Here is a 15,027-nt window from a genome sequence, read left to right as displayed (position 1 = left end):
CCCGCCGCACCCGCGCGCTGGCCGCGCTCGGCGCGGTCGCCGGGATCACCGCCCTCGACGTCGCCTGCGCCCGGGGCGGCACCGCCAAGGCCAAGGGCCCGCTGCAGGTGCGCGCCTCCATCATCATCAACAAGCCGCGCGAGGAGGTTTACCGCTTCTGGCGGGACCTGGAAAACCTGCCCTCCTTCATGGTGCACCTGGACTCGGTACGCACCATCAACCAGCGCCGCTCCCGCTGGAAGGCTCAGGGCCCGATCGTCGACCTGGAGTGGGAGGCCGAAATCATCGACGAGCGGGCCGGCGACCTGATCGCCTGGCGGTCGGTGCCCGGCGCCGGCGTCTCCACCGCCGGCCTGGTCGGCTTCACCGACGGCCCCGGCGGGCGCGGCACCGTCGTGGACGTCTCGCTGGAATACGGCGCGCCCGGCCGCAAGCTCGCCGCCGCCGTCGCCCGGATGTTCGGCGAGCACCCCGAGCAGCAGGTCCGCGACGACCTGCGCCGCTTCAAGCAGGTCATGGAGACCGGCGAGGTGGTCCGCTCCGAGGGCAGCCCCGAGGGCCACCGCGCCCTGCGCCAGCTCCGCCAGCGTCCCGCACAACCGATCGGAGGACGGGCATGAAAGCCAACGTGTGGATGGGCCGCAACCGCCTGGAGATCCAAGACGTTCCCGACCCGCAGATCCTCAACGCGCGCGACGCGATCGTCCGCGTCACCTCCACCGCGATCTGCGGCTCCGACCTGCACCTCGTGGACGGCTACATCCCCACCGTCAAGAAGGGCGACGTGCTCGGCCACGAGTTCATGGGCGAGGTCGTCGAGGTCGGTTCCGGCGTGCGCAACCTGCATGTCGGCGACCGCGTCGTGGTGCCGTTCCCGATCGCCTGCGGCGCCTGCTTCGCCTGCGAAGAGGGCCTCTACTCCGTGTGCGAGAACTCCAACCCCAACGCCGGGATCGCCGAGAAGCTGATGGGCCACGCGTCCGCCGGCATCTTCGGCTACTCCCACATGCTGGGCGGCTTCCCCGGCGGACAGGCCGAGTACGTGCGCGTCCCGTTCGCCGACGTCGGTCCCATCAAGGTCGAGGACGACCTGCCGGACGAGAAGGTGCTGTTCCTGTCGGACATCTTCCCCACCGGCTTCATGGGTGCGGAGATGTGCGACATCAAGCCGGGCCAGACGATCGCGATCTGGGGCGCGGGGCCGGTCGGGCAGTTTGCCGCGGCCAGCGCGTTCCTGCTCGGCGCCGACCGGGTCATCGTCATCGACCGCTTCCCGTACCGGCTCAGGCGGGTCCAGCGGACCGGCGCCGAGATCCTCAACTACGAGGAGGTGAACGTGCTGGACGCGCTGCGCGACATGACCTTCGGGCGCGGCCCGGACGCCTGCATCGACGCCGTCGGCATGGAGGCCCACCATCCGACTCCGGCCATGTACGCCTACGACCGCACCAAGCAGGCCGCCCGGCTGGAGACCGAGCGCCCGTACGTGCTGCGCGAGGCCATCATGGCCTGCCGCAACGGCGGCGTGGTGTCCGTCATCGGCGTCTACGGCGGATTCGTGGACAAGTTCCCGATGGGCGCCGTCATGAACCGGTCGCTGACCATCCGCACCGGCCAGTGCCACGTGCAGCGCTACACGGAGCCGCTGTTGCAGCGGATCCGCGAGGGCGAGATCGATCCGAGCTTCGTCATCTCGCACCGGATGCCGCTCAGCGAGGCGCCGCACGCGTTCGAGCTGTTCAAGAACAAGCAGGACGAGTGCAACAAGGTGGTCCTCACTCCATAACGCCGGCCTTCGCGGCCCAGGGCCAGTTCCACTCGATCTCCGCGCTGGCCCGCCGCTCCGCCAGGTAGGCCTCCAGGAAAGATCGGGCCGGATCTTGGCGGTAGGGCTTCGAGGAGTCTGGATGCAGAAATCAGCGGTAGAACCGATCATGGTCAGCTACCGCAGATAGTGACCGATTATCTGCGGTCACGTCGGCGCCGTCCTGGGAGAACACCCCGCCGCGGCACCGGCGACTCCTGCTGCTTATCTGCGATAGAGCTCCGGAGGTTCCCCATGGCGACGGTGCACCGGCTCACCCCGCACCCGGGCTCTCCCGCGCTCGGCGCGGCGGTCGAAGCGTTCCTGACCGCCATCGCCAACCGCAACACCGCCAAGGCGTACGCGATCGCGCTGCGCGCCCTGACCGCTGAGCTCAGCGCCGCCGCGCCACTGTCGGAGCTGGAGGGCGAGGCGGGCGCCGACTGCCTGGCCGACTGGTTCACCGGTCGCTGGGGGGACGGCGGCCGCGGCCACTTTCAACGCCCGGATGGACGCGCTCGGCTCTGCCTGCGCCTGGTGGCGCGATCAGGGCTGGCTGGCTGACGACCCGCTGCGCCGCATCCGGCGGCGGACCCGCATCCCAGACCACACTAAGGCCCTCGACCGCGGCCAGGTCGAGGCGCTGCTGACCCGGCCGCGCCTCCCGCTACGCGAGCGGACCCTGGTTCGGCTGCTGTATGAGAGCGCGGCCCGGGCCGAAGAGGTTCTGGCCCTCGACATCGACGAGCTCGACGTGCGCAACCGCCAGGCCAAGGTCCGGCGCAAGGGCGGCGCGGTCGACGTCATCGTCTGGCAAACGGCCACCGCCCGCCTTCTGCCCCGCCTGCTGGACGGCCGGCGCACCGGCCCGGTCTTCCTCACCGACCGGCGCGCCCGCGTTCCGCTGCCGCCGGCCGACGTCGACCCCGACTCTGGGCGTGCCCGGCTGTCCTACCGGCGTGCCGCCGAGCTGTTCGAACATGCCACTTCGCCCGCTACGCCCGCGTCTCGCCCGAGGCGCTGGCCCGCTGGCAGGAGGGCCGTCACCCTGCCGCGCGGCGCCGGTGAGGCCTGGCGCCGGGGTGTCAGGTGTTGGGGGCTGCGTGGCGGACCTTCTTGACCGCCGAGATCAGCAGGATGACGGCCAGGGCGGGGATGAGAACCAGGTCGGGGATTACGCCAAGCAGCAGGCCGCCGAGCAGAGCGCCGGCGATCGAACCGGCGACCATGATGGCGGTGAAGCGGAGGTCGGCGCCCAGGACGGCCCCACTCGGGGCCGTGTCACCAGGGAAAAGTAACTCCGCGTTACGTCTCGGGTTCGTTGCGGAGCGATCACGGCTGGTGTGGACCAGCCCGTAACGGGAGTGCGGCGGATGAGGGTTCTCCCGGTCTGCTGTGAGATCGGGAGCCTCATCCAGCGTCGCCATGACCTTGCTCGGCTTCTATCCACGATGACGTTGCACACCGCTCAGCCCCGACAACTAAAACTGTCTTGACAAATTTCTTGGTCGGCTGAATCCTGGAGCGGTGCTGGAAGTCGCTGTGATCGAAGAACCCGCTGCGGCCGAGGCGTCCCTGGATCCGATCAGGTCCCGGATCCTCGCCGCCTTGGCCGAGCCCGGCTCGGCCACCATGCTGGCCGCCCGGCTGGGGCTTCCCCGGCAGAAGGTCAACTACCACCTGAAGGAACTGGAGCGTCATGGGCTGGTCGAACTCGCCGAGGAGCGGCGCAAGGGCAGCGTCACCGAACGGGTGTACCGCGCTACCGCCGCCTCCTATGTGATCTCTCCCAGCGTCCTGGCCGCCGTCAGCCCGGACCCCTCCCGGTCTCCGGACCAGCTGTCCGCTCGCTGGCTGCTGGCGCTGGGGGCCCGGCTGGTGCAGGAGGTCGGGACCCTGCTGACCGGCGCCTCCCGGGCCCGGCGGCAGGTCGCCACCTTCGGCATCGACGCGGAGGTGCGGTTCGCCACCGCGGCCGACCGGTCGGCCTTCGCCGACGAACTGGCCCAGGCCGTGACGGCCCTTGTCGGCCGATACCACGACGAGTTCGCGCCGCAGGGCCGGAACCACCGGGTGGTCGTCGGATTCCACCAGATCCCCGCGCAACCCGGCGCCCGGACGAGCTCGCCCGGCACCCGGCAGGCAGGCGCGGGGGCGTACGAAGACGAATCCGAAGCAGGACAGGAGAACCGTCGATGACCCACCCCTTCGAGATCGAGCTGGAGACGACCCTGTCGGCAAGTCCGGAACGGGTCTGGGAGGCGATCGCCACCGGACCGGGGATCGACTCCTGGTTCATGGGCCGCAACGAGGTCGAGCCACGCGAGGGCGGAGTCGCCGCCATGGACACGGGAGGCCGCCGGGAGGAGGCGGTGATCACCGCCTACGAACCCGGCAAACGCTTCGCCACCCGCACGGCCACCACCGAGGATGGCAGGTTCATGGCATTCGAGTACCTGATCGAGGGACGGGACGGCGGCAGCACCGTGCTCCGCGTCGTTCACAGCGGCGTGCTCGGCGACGACTGGCAGGACGAGTACGACGCGCTGCGCCGCGGCTGGCCCTTCCACCTCCACACGCTCCGCGAGTACCTGACGCACTTCCCAGGACGCGCCGGTGTCCCCGTCTTCGCCGTCGCGCCGTCGGACGGACGCTCGGCGCAGGAGGTTCACGCGGCGCTCACCCGCGGGCTGTCACTGCCCACGCCGGTCGCCGTGGGCGCTCGGGCGCACGCCGAACCGGCGGACCTGCCGCCACTTGACGGCGAAGTGGTCTGGTCGGACGACGAGCGCATCAAGGTCCGCACCGCGGACGGGATCTACACCTTCCTCCACTTCGCCGGCGTGGTGCTGATGTTCCATCACCTCTTTGGGCGGAACACGGACGGGGCCGAGGTGGCCTGGCAGCAGTGGCTGACCGGGCTCCTCGCCTGACAGCCCCCACAGGTACACGCGTACGCCGCCGACACCGTCGGGCCGCCGGGGACTGGACCACTCCCGGTGCCGCCGGAACAACCGCTCTCCGCGCTCCAACGCGGCCCAAGCGTGCAACGGAGCAGCCTAAATACACACACGACAGAGCAAGGAATCTTCAATGCGTACTCTGATCAGCACTGCCTTCATCTCGCTCGACGGTGTCGTCGAGTCCCCGGGCGGCGAACCGGGCTACCGGAACTCCGGATGGACCTTCAAGGACGTCGAGTTCCTCCCCGAGGCCTACGAGATCAAGGGGCGGGAGCAGATGGAAGCCACCGCGATCCTGATGGGCCGGGTCAGCTATGAGGTGTTCAGCCCAGTTTGGCCGAATATGGAGGAATTCCCCCACTACAACAAGATGCCGAAGTACGTCGTCTCCACCACCCTCACCGAGGAAAACCTGGTCACCCACTGGGGCGAGACCACGATCCTGCGCTCACTCGACCAGGTCGCCGCCCTCAAGCAGACCGAGGGAGGCCCGATCATCGTCCATGGCAGCGCCTCCTTGAACCACAGCCTCTCGGACGCCGGCCTGATCGACCGCTACCACCTGCTCGTCTTCCCGCTGCTGCTCGGCGCCGGAAAGCGACTGTTCAGCACCACGGACAAGGACACCCAGAAACTGAAGCTCATCGAGCACGACGTCTACGCCAACGGCCTGCAAAAGCAGATCTTCGACGTGATCCACTGACAACCGCTACCGGGGCGGACCCACCGCCCGGCGCTGTCCACAGTCATCATCGTCACGCAGCGCTACTTTTCCCTGGTGACACGGACCCGGGCGGAGGGCCTAGTAGTGAGCTCAGGCAGAGTTACCCCAGCTCGTGGAAGGGCCGTGTCACCGGAAAGCCCTGCTCGCGCAGCTGGCCGACGGCGGCGTCGATGTAGAGGCTGTTCCACCAGATGACCGCGTTCCAGGCCAGGCCGAGTGCGCCGAGCTGGTCTTCCATTCCCTCCCGGTGCCGGGCCTCCTGCACGTTCAGCTGGGTACCGATCATCCGGCGGTAGCCGCCGTCGTGCAGGAACTGCAGCAGGTGCAGGGTTTGAAGACGCGGCCGTAGTGGGCGAAGGCTTCGCCCAGGCCGGTGGTGCGGCCGTCGGCTGACAGCATCCGGATCAGGTCCGCGATCAGTAGGGCACTGTCCGGAACCTGGTCGATCAGAGGGGCGGACAGTTACGCCGGGCGGCCGTCGATGTGGGCGGCGAGCGGGATGGAGCCGTCGGCGAGCCTTACCGGGTCGATCGGCCGCCGGCCGCGGATCAACTCCTGGACGGCACCGATACCCTCGTCCCAGAGGTTGACGTGCATGCCCGCCACGATGCGGTTCGCGCTGAGCCAGAAGGCGTGGAACGCGTGCCCCGCGACGTCTCCTCGGGTGATGACGCGGTCGTAGCCGCCTGGGGCGAACCAGCCGGCGAACTCCATGCCGACGTCGTACTGGTCGGAGAAGAAGTACGGCAGGTCGTCGTAGGTGACGTCCTGCCCGAGCATGGCTCTGGCTGCGGCTCGTCCGCCGCCGATGGCGTTGGCCCAGTGCTCCACGCGGATCCGCCTGCCGTACCGGCTGCTGGGGCCGCTGGCGACATCGCCTGCCGCGTAGATGTCGGGATCGTCGGTACGAAGCCGGGCGTCGACCACGATGCCGCGGTCGCCGCCGTGATCGAGGGTGAGGCCGGCCTGTTCGGCGGGGTCGGTGTTCGGGTGAACGCCGATGCCGATGACCACGGCATCGGCGGCGAGGCGGCCATCGGTGGTGACGACCGCTGAGACCCGCCCGTCGCCCTGGATGCCGGTGACGCCGCTGCCGAGCAGGAACTCGACGCCGTGCCGGCGGTGGAGGTCGGCGAAGAAACCACCCATTTCCGGGCCCAGCGCAGCATGCAGCGGCGTCAGGGTGGGCGCCACGACGGTGACGGCACAATCTGTGCGGTCCTGCCGGCCGAGGAGGTAGCCCTTCGACAGCGGCGGACGTTCGTACGGTCGCTCGCTCTCCTCCCCGAGCAGGATCACCCGCCCGGCGAAGCCCTCATCACGAAGAGCCTGAGCCGCCTTCGCGCCGGCCAGACCGGCGCCGACGATGACGAATGTCTGATCAGTGCCCATGATCTTCTCCTCAGGCCCGGTCGAGCGGGCCTCGCACTACCCGTTGACGCCGGCCAGAGCGAAGAACTCCTGCCGGGAGCGCATGTCCTCGCGGAGCGAGCCCTGCAGTGCCGAGGTCACGGTGCGCGATCCGCTCGCCCGCACGCCGCGCAGCGACATGCACAGATGCTCGGCCTCGATCACGACGCCGACGCCCCTGGGAGCCAGATGCTGCTGCAGCCAGTCGGCCACCTGCTTGGTCAACCGTTCCTGCACCTGCAGATCCCGGGCGAACAACTCGACCACCCGCGCCAGTTTCGACAGGCCCAGGATGCGCTCGCCAGGCAGGTAGCCGACGTGAGCCACTCCCTGGAAGGGCAGCAGGTGGTGCTCGCACAGTGACTGCACCGGGATGCCACGGGCGAGGACCAGTTCGTCGTAGCCCTCCTCGTTCGGGAAGGTTGTCAGGTTGAACTCCTGCGGGGTGAGCAACTCCGCATAAGCGTGCGCGAGCCGGCTGGGCGTGTCCGCCAGATGCTCGGATGCCGGATCCCTGCCCAGCGCGATGAGCAGGTCAGCCACTGCCCGTTCCGCGGCTCGCAGGTCCATGGTGCCGCCTCCGCGAACGGCCTGCAGCCGCCGGTGCGGGCCGGCGTGCGTCGGCGAACCGGACAACGGTGTGGGTGCGGGGCTCCTCATGCCTGCCGTCCTCGGTGGGGCCGGCGCGTACCGCGCGGCCGTGCCCGGAACGAGCCCGTCGGCATTGGTGACCATGCGGCCTCCTTCTAAAGACAACTTGCGTTAACATTAGAACGACCGCCAGATTTCGTCAACCAAAGTGGGTTTTAGAAATGAGAGAGGACGACGAGCCCTGGACGGCGCACATCTCCGCCGTCGCGGCACTCGACGAGCCGACCCGGCGTCGGCTGTACGACTTCGTGGTGCGGCAGGCCGCGCCGGTGAGCCGGGACGAGGCCTCCGACGCGGTGCAGGTGCCGCGCACCACGACCGCGTTCCACCTTGACCGGCTGGTGAGCGAGGGGCTGCTCGAGGCGGTCTACGAGCGGCGCACCGGCCGTAGCGGCCCGGGAGCCGGGCGGCCGTCGAAGCTGTACCGGCGCTCGCCGGAGCGAATCGCGGTCTCGCTGCCCGACCGGCGCTACGAGCTGGCCGCGCGCCTGCTGGCCGACGCCGTCCAGGAAGCCGAGACCTCCGCCCGATCACCGCGGACCGTACTCGATCGGCGCGCCCGCGAGATCGGCAAGGAACTCGGCCAGAAAGCCCGCGCCGCCCATGCCGGCCAGGACGGGCACACCGCCACGATGCGCACGCTGGAAACCTTCGGGTTCGAGCCGCGCGCCGCGGACACCTCGATCGTCCTCGGCAACTGTCCGTTCCACAGCCTGGCGCGACAGCACACCGAACTCGTGTGCGGAATGAACGTGCGCCTCCTCGACGGACTCCTCGACGGACTCGCCACGACGGGGATGACCGCCCATCTCGACCCGGCACCTGGACGATGCTGCGTCCGCCTCAAACCAGCCGAACCGGGTCAGGCACGTTCCGTGGGGTGACGGGGCTGGTTGGGGAATGTGCAGGTGGATGCGTTCCGCGTCGTGCTGGTGCTGTCATCGAATCGTCTTCAACATCGCACCCGTAATGCCGAGAGCCGACAACGACATGATCACCTACGCCGTTCGCCGCGCGGGCGCGGCGTGGCTGTGCCTGACACCGCAGGGCTGACCAATCCTGTCTGGTAAGCGATGACGACCAGCTGCGCACGGTCGCGCGCACCCAGTTTCGCCATCGCGTGACTGACATGGGTGCGCGCGGTGGCCGGGCTGAGAAACAACTCGGCACCGATCTCGCTGTTGCTGAGGCCCTGTCCCACCAGGGCCAGCACTTCGCGCTCGCGCTCGGTCAGCACCGCGAGAAGGTCCTCCGCGACCTGGACGGCTCTGCGTTGCGCGGTGAACTGGCCGATGAGGCGTCGGGTGATCCGCGGCGCGAGCAGCGCGTCTCCGGCGGCGACCACCCGGATGGCATGCAGGAGCTCGGCCGGTCCGGCGTCTTTGAGCAGGAATCCGCTGGCGCCGGCCTGCAATGCGTCGAAGACGTGCTCATCGGTGTCGTACGTGGTGAGGATGAGGACTCGGACCTGCTCCAACCCGTACGTCTCGGCGATCTGGGCGGTGGCTTGAATCCCGTCCAGCTTCGGCATGCGGATGTCCATGAGGACGACGTCGGGGCGGATGGCGCGGGCCCGCTCGACGGCTTCGGCGCCGTTGGTGGCTTCACCCACCACCGTGATGTCGTCCTCGAGGTCGAGCAGGACCTTGAACCCGGATCGCACGAGCCCCTCGTCGTCGGCGAGCAGCACCTTGATCGGAGCGTTGGCTGAGGGTGACCCGGCCGCTGCGTTCATCGGCGCGACCCGGTCGGCGCGAGCGGAATTCGTGCCCTGACTTCGAACCCGCCGCCCGGAACCGGCTTGGCGTCGAGTTCTCCGCCCAGCAGTCGACAGCGCTCGCGCATGCCGAGGATCCCCCGGCCGGCCCCGGCCGAGCCGCCGGTGCTGGTCGGACGCCGAGCCGGAAGTGGCGGAGCCGCGCGGTCACCACCTGGGGCGGCACGGCGACCCTCGTCGGTCACGCGGATCTCCAAGACCTCGATCCCGGGGTTCAGAGCTACCGTCACCCGAGTGGGGCCGACGTGGCGGATCACGTTGGTGATCGATTCCTGAAGGATCCGGTAGGCAGCACTCCCCACCGCGCTCGGCAACGGCGCCGCGGGCGAGGTCTCCTCCAGTTTGATCTCCAGTCCCGCCTCGCGGGCCTTGGCGGTCAGTTCGTCGATCTGCCCCAGACCGGGGTACGGCACGCGCCCGTCGTTGTCGTCGCCGTCGTCGTCACGCAGTACGCCGAGTATGGCCCGCATCTCCCGCAACGCCCGAGAACTGGTCTGCTCGATGGCTCGCAGCGCCTCGCGCGCCACTTCCGGCCGCTTGTCGAGCACGTGCGCGGTGACACCGGACTGGACGTTGATGATCGCTATGGCGTGAGCGACGGTGTCGTGGACCTCGCGCGCGATCCGGAGCCGTTCGGCGTCGACACGCGCCCGTGCTACCTCCTCGCGAGTCCGTTCAGCCGACTCGGCGCGCTCCTGGGCTTCGGCCGCGATGACCCGTCGGGACCGGACGGACTCGCCGAGGGCCGCGCTCATGACCGACGCACCGATCCGGAAGAACACCCACCCGATGGCGGCGCGTGGCTCGATGTCGGCCGCGGCGACCAGCCAGCCGACGGCGAGCACCGTGGTGCCCACGCCGGCTGTCACCAGCGACCGGCGCCCGTCGCCGTACGCGGCGAGGGTGTACAGGGCGACGAAGAGCCCGAGCCAGCCGGGCCCGTCCGGGAAGTCGAATCCGTAGTACACCAAGCTGGCGAGCGCGGCGGTGACGAACACCGGCACCGGCCACCGGCGGCGGACGGCGACGACCACGCCACTCGCGACAAGCAGGACATATCCCAGGTACCCGAGGTCCGTGAGAGGGCGGGACGCTCCCTCGGCGGCAACGCGGGCCACGGTGCCCTGAACCTGCATCACCGTGATGAAGAGCGCGAGCAACACGTCCTGAGCCGGCACCGGCAGGCGCAAGGACACCACGCGGTGTTCCATGCCGCGATCCTACGGTTCCCGCCCGCGAGAACACCCCGCCCGCACGCGCGACCGCCTACGACGACGAGCGTACCGAGGCGCGAGTTGTCTACGCGGAACGGCCTAGACGCTGCCATCCGCTGTCGGAGGCCGCGGCTGCCTCGACAGCGCGACGATCGATTCCGTAAAACCCCCCCTTGGGCGCCTGTCCCGGCGCCGGCGCCTCGACCGGCACAGGCCGATCCCTCCGCCGCCGCTGACCGGAGTGTCGCCTGCCCGGTGTCCGTCATTCGACCGAAAGGATGCTCGATGTCCGTCCGTCTCTTGCTCGCCGCACCCGAGGCCGTGCACGTCTCCGTCGCCGCCGGTGGTTACGACATCGGCTCCGGGCGGACCGTGCCCACCGTGGCCGCCGTGGTGGGGCTGATCAGCGTGGTCCTCGGCGGGCTGGCTCTGGCCCGCTCCGCCGGTCGTACCGGTGCCGGCAACGGGCGCGCCAGAGCCATCGGAGCACTGGTGCCGGGGCTGATCAGCGTGATCATCGGTGGGCTGCACATGGCCAACTCCGCCGGCGGTTTCGGCACCGGCAACGGGCTGGCCGGGGCCATCGTGGCCCTGGTACTGGGGCTGATCGGCACGCTCCTCGGCGGACTGGCTCTGGCCCGCTCCCGCCGCACCGCCTGACCGGCGACTCAGCGCCACCCGGGCGCAGATGGAGGTGGCGGCGCGAGAGCGTGACTCGGCCTCAGGGTTCGCGGGCGCGGAGGTAGGTGTCCAGTTCGGCGGCGCCCTTGAGCATGGCGCGGCCCCGGGCGGACAGGCGGGCCTGCCAGTCGCGCAGGGTCGACTCCAGCGGGGCGACGCCTCCGGCGGAGCGGACCTGAGCGATCAGCGGGGCGATCTGCTCCAGCAGGTAGCCGCCCCGCCTGAGCTGGTGGGCCAGCCGGACGTCCCGTACGTCGGCCGCGCTGTAGATCCGGTAGCCCGTCTGCGGATCGCGGCGCGGCCGGACCAGCCCGGCGTTCTCCCATTTGCGCAGGGTGGCAGGGCGGATGCCGAGCCTTCTGGCCAGGGGGCCGATGAACGTGTCGCCGCGCTCCTGCGGCACGGGCGCCAGATCGCGCAGCGCGGCTTCGACGGCCTGCAGGGTGCCGCGGTCGTCGAGGAGCTGGCCGTGGCTCTGGTCGATGAGCCGCAGCGCGTCCTCGGTGGCATCACGGTTGACCGCCTGCATGATCGACGTGGCCGTCTGGTGACCGTGCCCGGGCACGAGGGCGAGGAACGCGCGCAGGGCTTGCGCGTGCAGCGGCGTGTAGGTGCGATAGCCGTGGAGGGTGCGTTCGGCGGCGGGCAGGATGCCGGCGTCCTCGTAGTTCCTGATCGCCTGGGTGGACAGGCCGTGCTCGCGCGCCAGGTCCACTGGCCTCATGGTTGCATCACCGATTGAACGTCCATCGCGATGAGAGCGGGGATTTCTTCGGCAAAGTTTACATAGAGTGTTCAACGATACCGTTGAAGGTATGGACATCAAGGACACGGCCCGGCCGCTCGACGGCACGGGCGTCTCGGCGTTCCTGCGGTCGCTGCCCGCCAAGCCCCTGCTGCTCGGCCTGGGCGAGGCCAGGCACTTCGTGGGGGAACTGGGCGAGCTGCGCAACGAGATCTTCCGGCATCTGGTCGAGCACGAGGGCTACAGGTCGTTCGCCATCGAGAGCGACTGTCTCATGGGCCTCGTGGTCGACGACTACATCACGACGGGCGCGGACACGCTCGATGACGTCATGGAACGCGGCTTCAGCCACAGCTTCGGCGCGTGGCCGGCCAACCGCGAGCTCGTGCGCTGGATGCGGGCCTACAACGAGGAGCATGACGAAAAGCTCCGGTTCTTCGGGTTCGACGGCCCTCTGGAGTATTGGGCGGCCAGCCCGCGCCAGGCGCTCACCTCCCTCTACGCCCTCCTCGACGGCCCGCTGCCCTGTACCACGAAGACCCTCGACACGCTGCTGGGCCCGGACGACCGGTGGACGAACGAAGCCACGGTCATGGACCCGTCCCAGTCGATCGGCCAGTCCGCCGACGCCCAGCGGCTGCGATTGATCGCCGACGACCTGGTGGCGCTGCTCGACACGCAGGCGCCGCGGCTGAGCGCGAAGGACAGGCAGCGGGCGGCACTGTACGGGCGCACCGCCGTCGGCCTGCTCCGCTACCACCACTGGATGGCCGACACGTCCCCGGCCCGGATAGCCAGGTTGTCGGGCCTGCGGGACGCGATGATGGCCGCCAACCTGCGCGCCGTCACCGAGCACGGCCCCGCCCTGGTCTTCGCCCACAACCTCCACCTGCAGCGGAACATGAGCCTCATGTCGCTCGGCGACCAGCTGCTGGAGTGGTGGAGCGCGGGAGCGATCACCGCGGCGCACCTGGGCGACCGGTACGCCTTCCTTGCCTCGGCCCTTGGCACGCTCGACGACAACACCCCGCCCCCGGACACCGTCGAGGGCATCCTGTCCACGCTCCCGTGGGACCACTCGCTCATCGACGCCCGCCGCCTGGCCGAGACCATCACGAAGCCCGCCCCACGCATCTCCCACGATTTCAAGTATTTCCCGCTGGACCCGGCCCAGCTCAACATGATCGACGGCGTCGTCTTCCTGAAAGAGGCTTCCAAGCTGGATTGACAGGGCGCTCCCTGCCGGGCGGGACAGCCCACTGGACCTGCCTGCCCCGGCTACGGGCCTGCTGCCGAGCCGTTCAGGGCAGCAGTCACCGCACAACGCCGGCGATGACGGTGCTCACGATCTTGTGTACGGCTCCGGCCTGCGGAGGGGTGCCTTGGCGGTCCGCGAACAGCAGGTGCCCGGCCCCGATCAACACGGGAGCGAGCGTGTCGACGTCGGCATCCGTCGCGACACGGCCCAGCTCGCGCTCGGCGGCGAGGTAGGAGGCGATCATTGCCGTGGCCTACGCCAGCACTGGGACGCCGGCCAGCCCGGCCTGGCGCAGCCGGGCGCGCAGGTCGTCCCGGAAGGTGATGAGGCCGACGATCGCCACCGCGACCGATCCGAACAGGGCCATCAGCGCGCCGGTGAGGTTGTCCGCGACAGTGCCCGTCCCGGCGGACCCGCGCAGGGCGGCGGCCTGGGTGTCGACCCGGGCGACGCGGTCCAGCACGAGCTCGGCGAGGAAGGCGTCGAAGTCGGCGAAGTGCCGGTGCAGGACACCCTTGGCGACACCTGCCTCGGTCGTGACCGCGCGGCTGGTCAGCGCGCTCGGCCCCTCCCGCAGCAGGATGCGCTCGGCGGCGTCGAGCAGCTGCTCGCGCGCGTCGCGCATGGCCAGGTGGCGGAGTCGTTCGGTTCGGACGCCGAACGCTACGACCGGACTCGGCCTCACTATCCCGGCGCTCTGGTGGACCGGATCGTCGCTGCCAGCCCCGGGACCGCCCGTCCTCGATGTCGGCTGCGGGACCGGCATCGCCGCCCGGCAGTTCCAGGCGGCCGGCTGCAGGGTGCTCGGGGTCGAGCCCGACTCGCGGATGGCCGACTTCGCGCGGCCCAGCGGGGTCGAGGTCGACGTGGCGACGTTCGAGGCATGGGATCTGGCGGGCCGGACATTCGACGCGGTCATCGCCGGGCAGGCCTGACACTGGGTGGACCCGCTCGCCGGCGCGGCCAAGGCGGCCCGGGCGCTGTGCCCCGGAGGGCGGCTGGCGGTGTTCTGGAACGCCTTCCAGCCCCCGCCCGACCGCGGCGAAGCCTTCGCCGCGGTCTACCGCCGCCTGCTGCCCGATTCGCCGATGTACCAGCGCTCGATGCCCGCCGCTGAAGGCCTACATGGTGCTGTGCGCCAAGGCGGCCGACGGGATACGGCAGGCGGGCACGTTCGGCGACCTGGAGCAGTGGCGGTTCGACTGGGACCGGACCTACACCCGCCACGAGTGGCTGGACCAGCTGCCCACCTTCGGCGGCCACACCCTCCTCCCGCCGGCCAAGCTGGAGAAGGTGCAGGCAGGCGTCGGTGCGGCCATCGACGCGGTCGGAGGCAGCTTCACGATGCGGTACGCGACGGTAGTGGTCAGCGCGACGCGCACCGGCACCACCTGAACACGCGGCCCAGAGCTGGGAGGAGGGACGGCACCGCGTCCACGACAACGTCATGATCACCGTTCCCGTCTCCCGAGTACGGCGCCCGTCGGTCAGCGGCGCCCCAACTCCGCCGCCACCGCCCGTTCCCGCAACTCGGCGGCCTCGGCCCGGAGCGCCTCCAACTGGCCGCGCATGTCGTCCAACCGCGCCCGCTCAAGCCGTAGCTCCACCCGCAGCTCGTCACGCTCACCGGCCGCCGCCTCGGTGCGCGCCCGCTCGGCTGCCACGGCCGCGGCGGCCCGCGCCGCTTCACCGGACACCGCCGCGGCGGCCTCCTCTTCGATGGCCGTCAAGCGCTCCGCCAGCCCGGCTCGCTCCCGAACTGCCCGTTCCTGTGCCTCCCTCGCCGCCGCCACCTCGGCC

Annotated in this window: 21 protein-coding genes and 1 pseudogene; 12 read left to right on the top strand and 10 right to left on the bottom strand. The window is 70.1% G+C overall.

All coding sequences use genetic code 11. The features are described 5' to 3' along the window. From DQW85_RS14230 to DQW85_RS45835, 4 genes are all read left to right on the top strand, one after another. Positions 1-620: SRPBCC family protein (locus tag DQW85_RS14230; RefSeq protein ID WP_162794975.1), on the top strand; the 620-nt coding region annotated here is incomplete at its 5' end. Beyond that, on the top strand, positions 617-1,786 hold the full coding sequence (locus tag DQW85_RS14225) for a zinc-dependent alcohol dehydrogenase (protein WP_113700789.1): 1,170 nt from the start codon (positions 617-619) through the stop codon (positions 1,784-1,786). The genes DQW85_RS14230 and DQW85_RS14225, both read left to right, overlap by 4 nt. A 273-nt stretch (positions 1,787-2,059) precedes the next feature. Then, positions 2,060-2,368, top strand: coding sequence for a hypothetical protein (locus DQW85_RS45840; RefSeq protein WP_205315117.1), 309 nt, complete (start codon positions 2,060-2,062; stop codon positions 2,366-2,368). After that, positions 2,313-2,924 (top strand): tyrosine-type recombinase/integrase, encoded by a 612-nt coding sequence (locus DQW85_RS45835; RefSeq protein WP_205315116.1) that lies wholly within the window; start codon positions 2,313-2,315, stop codon positions 2,922-2,924. The genes DQW85_RS45840 and DQW85_RS45835 overlap by 56 nt, the downstream gene beginning before the upstream one ends. Here the strand turns inward: DQW85_RS45835 and DQW85_RS14215 are convergent. Then, complete coding sequence (locus DQW85_RS14215) at positions 2,890-3,033, bottom strand: hypothetical protein (protein WP_205315115.1); 144 nt, start codon at positions 3,031-3,033, stop codon at positions 2,890-2,892. The two genes, DQW85_RS45835 and DQW85_RS14215, sit on opposite strands and share 35 nt — an antisense overlap. A 298-nt stretch (positions 3,034-3,331) precedes the next feature. Between DQW85_RS14215 and DQW85_RS14210 the strand changes: the two genes are divergently transcribed. The 3 genes from DQW85_RS14210 to DQW85_RS14200 all read left to right on the top strand — a co-directional run bounded on the left by DQW85_RS14210 (position 3,332) and on the right by DQW85_RS14200 (position 5,470). After that, positions 3,332-4,003 carry a helix-turn-helix domain-containing protein gene (locus tag DQW85_RS14210; RefSeq protein ID WP_113700788.1) on the top strand — a complete coding sequence of 224 codons (672 nt, stop codon included), beginning with the start codon at positions 3,332-3,334 and terminating at the stop codon, positions 4,001-4,003. Next, complete coding sequence (locus DQW85_RS14205; RefSeq protein ID WP_113700787.1) at positions 4,000-4,737, top strand: SRPBCC family protein; 738 nt, start codon at positions 4,000-4,002, stop codon at positions 4,735-4,737. The genes DQW85_RS14210 and DQW85_RS14205 overlap by 4 nt, the downstream gene beginning before the upstream one ends. Before the next feature lie 160 nt (positions 4,738-4,897). Next, positions 4,898-5,470 (top strand): dihydrofolate reductase family protein, encoded by a 573-nt coding sequence (locus tag DQW85_RS14200; RefSeq protein ID WP_113700786.1) that lies wholly within the window; start codon positions 4,898-4,900, stop codon positions 5,468-5,470. A gap of 121 nt (positions 5,471-5,591) precedes the next feature. On the opposite strand, the gene DQW85_RS46830 is transcribed toward DQW85_RS14200, so the two are convergent. From DQW85_RS46830 to folE, 3 genes are all read right to left on the bottom strand, one after another. Continuing rightward, complete coding sequence (locus tag DQW85_RS46830) at positions 5,592-5,819, bottom strand: Tn3 family transposase (protein ID WP_420819162.1); 228 nt, start codon at positions 5,817-5,819, stop codon at positions 5,592-5,594. A gap of 134 nt (positions 5,820-5,953) precedes the next feature. Continuing rightward, complete coding sequence (locus DQW85_RS14190; RefSeq protein ID WP_113700784.1) at positions 5,954-6,883, bottom strand: NAD(P)/FAD-dependent oxidoreductase; 930 nt, start codon at positions 6,881-6,883, stop codon at positions 5,954-5,956. A gap of 36 nt (positions 6,884-6,919) precedes the next feature. Next, positions 6,920-7,636 (bottom strand): GTP cyclohydrolase I FolE, encoded by a 717-nt coding sequence (gene folE, locus DQW85_RS14185; protein ID WP_476703601.1) that lies wholly within the window; start codon positions 7,634-7,636, stop codon positions 6,920-6,922. 77 nt (positions 7,637-7,713) lie between these two features. Here folE and DQW85_RS14180 point away from each other — a divergent pair, with 77 nt between their 5' ends. Further along, entirely contained in the window at positions 7,714-8,436 is a 723-nt protein-coding gene (locus DQW85_RS14180) for a helix-turn-helix transcriptional regulator (RefSeq protein WP_113700783.1), read from the top strand. 110 nt (positions 8,437-8,546) lie between these two features. On the opposite strand, the gene DQW85_RS14175 is transcribed toward DQW85_RS14180, so the two are convergent. Together DQW85_RS14175 and DQW85_RS14170 are read right to left on the bottom strand one after the other, a co-directional pair. Further along, a complete protein-coding gene (locus tag DQW85_RS14175) occupies positions 8,547-9,287 on the bottom strand; it encodes a response regulator (protein WP_113700782.1) in 741 nt (246 codons plus the stop codon). Further along, positions 9,284-10,540, bottom strand: a complete 1,257-nt coding sequence (locus DQW85_RS14170; protein ID WP_113700781.1) for a sensor histidine kinase — start codon at positions 10,538-10,540, stop codon at positions 9,284-9,286. The genes DQW85_RS14175 and DQW85_RS14170 overlap by 4 nt, the downstream gene beginning before the upstream one ends. A gap of 288 nt (positions 10,541-10,828) precedes the next feature. Between DQW85_RS14170 and DQW85_RS14165 the strand changes: the two genes are divergently transcribed. Next, on the top strand, positions 10,829-11,203 hold the full coding sequence (locus tag DQW85_RS14165) for a DUF6223 family protein (protein WP_113700780.1): 375 nt from the start codon (positions 10,829-10,831) through the stop codon (positions 11,201-11,203). A gap of 61 nt (positions 11,204-11,264) precedes the next feature. On the opposite strand, the gene DQW85_RS14160 is transcribed toward DQW85_RS14165, so the two are convergent. Continuing rightward, positions 11,265-11,948 (bottom strand): TioE family transcriptional regulator, encoded by a 684-nt coding sequence (locus DQW85_RS14160; RefSeq protein ID WP_113700779.1) that lies wholly within the window; start codon positions 11,946-11,948, stop codon positions 11,265-11,267. A 91-nt stretch (positions 11,949-12,039) separates the two neighbouring features. On the opposite strand from DQW85_RS14160, the gene DQW85_RS14155 reads away from it, so the two are divergent. Then, entirely contained in the window at positions 12,040-13,197 is a 1,158-nt protein-coding gene (locus DQW85_RS14155) for an erythromycin esterase family protein (RefSeq protein ID WP_113700778.1), read from the top strand. 85 nt (positions 13,198-13,282) lie between these two features. Here DQW85_RS14155 and DQW85_RS48205 read toward each other — a convergent pair whose 3' ends face one another. Both DQW85_RS48205 and DQW85_RS14150 read right to left on the bottom strand, forming a co-directional pair. Next, the gene (locus DQW85_RS48205; protein ID WP_420819161.1) at positions 13,283-13,471 is read right to left on the bottom strand and encodes a hypothetical protein; all 189 of its coding nucleotides are present in this window, start codon (positions 13,469-13,471) and stop codon (positions 13,283-13,285) included. 9 nt (positions 13,472-13,480) lie between these two features. Further along, positions 13,481-13,852: a TetR/AcrR family transcriptional regulator gene (locus tag DQW85_RS14150; RefSeq protein WP_420819160.1), complete on the bottom strand. Its 372-nt coding sequence runs from the start codon at positions 13,850-13,852 to the stop codon at positions 13,481-13,483. Here DQW85_RS14150 and DQW85_RS46825 point away from each other — a divergent pair. Continuing rightward, positions 13,809-14,162, top strand: coding sequence for a class I SAM-dependent methyltransferase (locus tag DQW85_RS46825; RefSeq protein WP_338043382.1), 354 nt, complete (start codon positions 13,809-13,811; stop codon positions 14,160-14,162). The genes DQW85_RS14150 and DQW85_RS46825 overlap by 44 nt on opposite strands. Before the next feature lie 190 nt (positions 14,163-14,352). Continuing rightward, positions 14,353-14,622, top strand: a complete 270-nt coding sequence (locus tag DQW85_RS46820; RefSeq protein WP_240197173.1) for a hypothetical protein — start codon at positions 14,353-14,355, stop codon at positions 14,620-14,622. Between the two features lie 92 nt (positions 14,623-14,714). Here DQW85_RS46820 and DQW85_RS14140 read toward each other — a convergent pair. Further along, positions 14,715-15,027 (bottom strand): annotated as a pseudogene (locus tag DQW85_RS14140) (hypothetical protein); the annotation flags it as partial.

It is taken from the genome of Nonomuraea lactucae (genome assembly GCF_003313395.1).
Taxonomy (GTDB): Bacteria; Actinomycetota; Actinomycetes; order Streptosporangiales; family Streptosporangiaceae; genus Nonomuraea; species Nonomuraea lactucae.
The sequence above is the reverse complement of the archived record's forward strand: the minus strand, read 5'-3'. Positions and strand labels throughout refer to the sequence as shown.

Bases quoted from the DNA above. Each gene is read 5' to 3' on its own strand.
- DQW85_RS14225 (WP_113700789.1), top strand. From the start codon at position 617: ATGAAAGCCAACGTGTGGATGGGCCGCAACCGCCTGGAGATCCAAGAC.
- DQW85_RS45840 (WP_205315117.1), top strand. From the start codon at position 2,060: ATGGCGACGGTGCACCGGCTCACCCCGCACCCGGGCTCTCCCGCGCTC.
- DQW85_RS45835 (WP_205315116.1), top strand. From the start codon at position 2,313: ATGGACGCGCTCGGCTCTGCCTGCGCCTGGTGGCGCGATCAGGGCTGG.
- DQW85_RS14215 (WP_205315115.1), bottom strand. From the start codon at position 3,033: ATGGTCGCCGGTTCGATCGCCGGCGCTCTGCTCGGCGGCCTGCTGCTT.
- DQW85_RS14205 (WP_113700787.1), top strand. From the start codon at position 4,000: ATGACCCACCCCTTCGAGATCGAGCTGGAGACGACCCTGTCGGCAAGT.
- DQW85_RS14200 (WP_113700786.1), top strand. From the start codon at position 4,898: ATGCGTACTCTGATCAGCACTGCCTTCATCTCGCTCGACGGTGTCGTC.
- DQW85_RS14190 (WP_113700784.1), bottom strand. From the start codon at position 6,883: ATGGGCACTGATCAGACATTCGTCATCGTCGGCGCCGGTCTGGCCGGC.
- folE (WP_476703601.1), bottom strand. From the start codon at position 7,636: ATGGTCACCAATGCCGACGGGCTCGTTCCGGGCACGGCCGCGCGGTAC.
- DQW85_RS14180 (WP_113700783.1), top strand. From the start codon at position 7,714: ATGAGAGAGGACGACGAGCCCTGGACGGCGCACATCTCCGCCGTCGCG.
- DQW85_RS14175 (WP_113700782.1), bottom strand. From the start codon at position 9,287: ATGAACGCAGCGGCCGGGTCACCCTCAGCCAACGCTCCGATCAAGGTG.
- DQW85_RS14170 (WP_113700781.1), bottom strand. From the start codon at position 10,540: ATGGAACACCGCGTGGTGTCCTTGCGCCTGCCGGTGCCGGCTCAGGAC.
- DQW85_RS14165 (WP_113700780.1), top strand. From the start codon at position 10,829: ATGTCCGTCCGTCTCTTGCTCGCCGCACCCGAGGCCGTGCACGTCTCC.
- DQW85_RS14160 (WP_113700779.1), bottom strand. From the start codon at position 11,948: ATGAGGCCAGTGGACCTGGCGCGCGAGCACGGCCTGTCCACCCAGGCG.
- DQW85_RS14155 (WP_113700778.1), top strand. From the start codon at position 12,040: ATGGACATCAAGGACACGGCCCGGCCGCTCGACGGCACGGGCGTCTCG.
- DQW85_RS48205 (WP_420819161.1), bottom strand. From the start codon at position 13,471: ATGATCGCCTCCTACCTCGCCGCCGAGCGCGAGCTGGGCCGTGTCGCG.
- DQW85_RS46825 (WP_338043382.1), top strand. From the start codon at position 13,809: ATGCGCTCGGCGGCGTCGAGCAGCTGCTCGCGCGCGTCGCGCATGGCC.
- DQW85_RS14150 (WP_420819160.1), bottom strand. From the start codon at position 13,852: ATGCGCGACGCGCGCGAGCAGCTGCTCGACGCCGCCGAGCGCATCCTG.
- DQW85_RS46820 (WP_240197173.1), top strand. From the start codon at position 14,353: ATGGTGCTGTGCGCCAAGGCGGCCGACGGGATACGGCAGGCGGGCACG.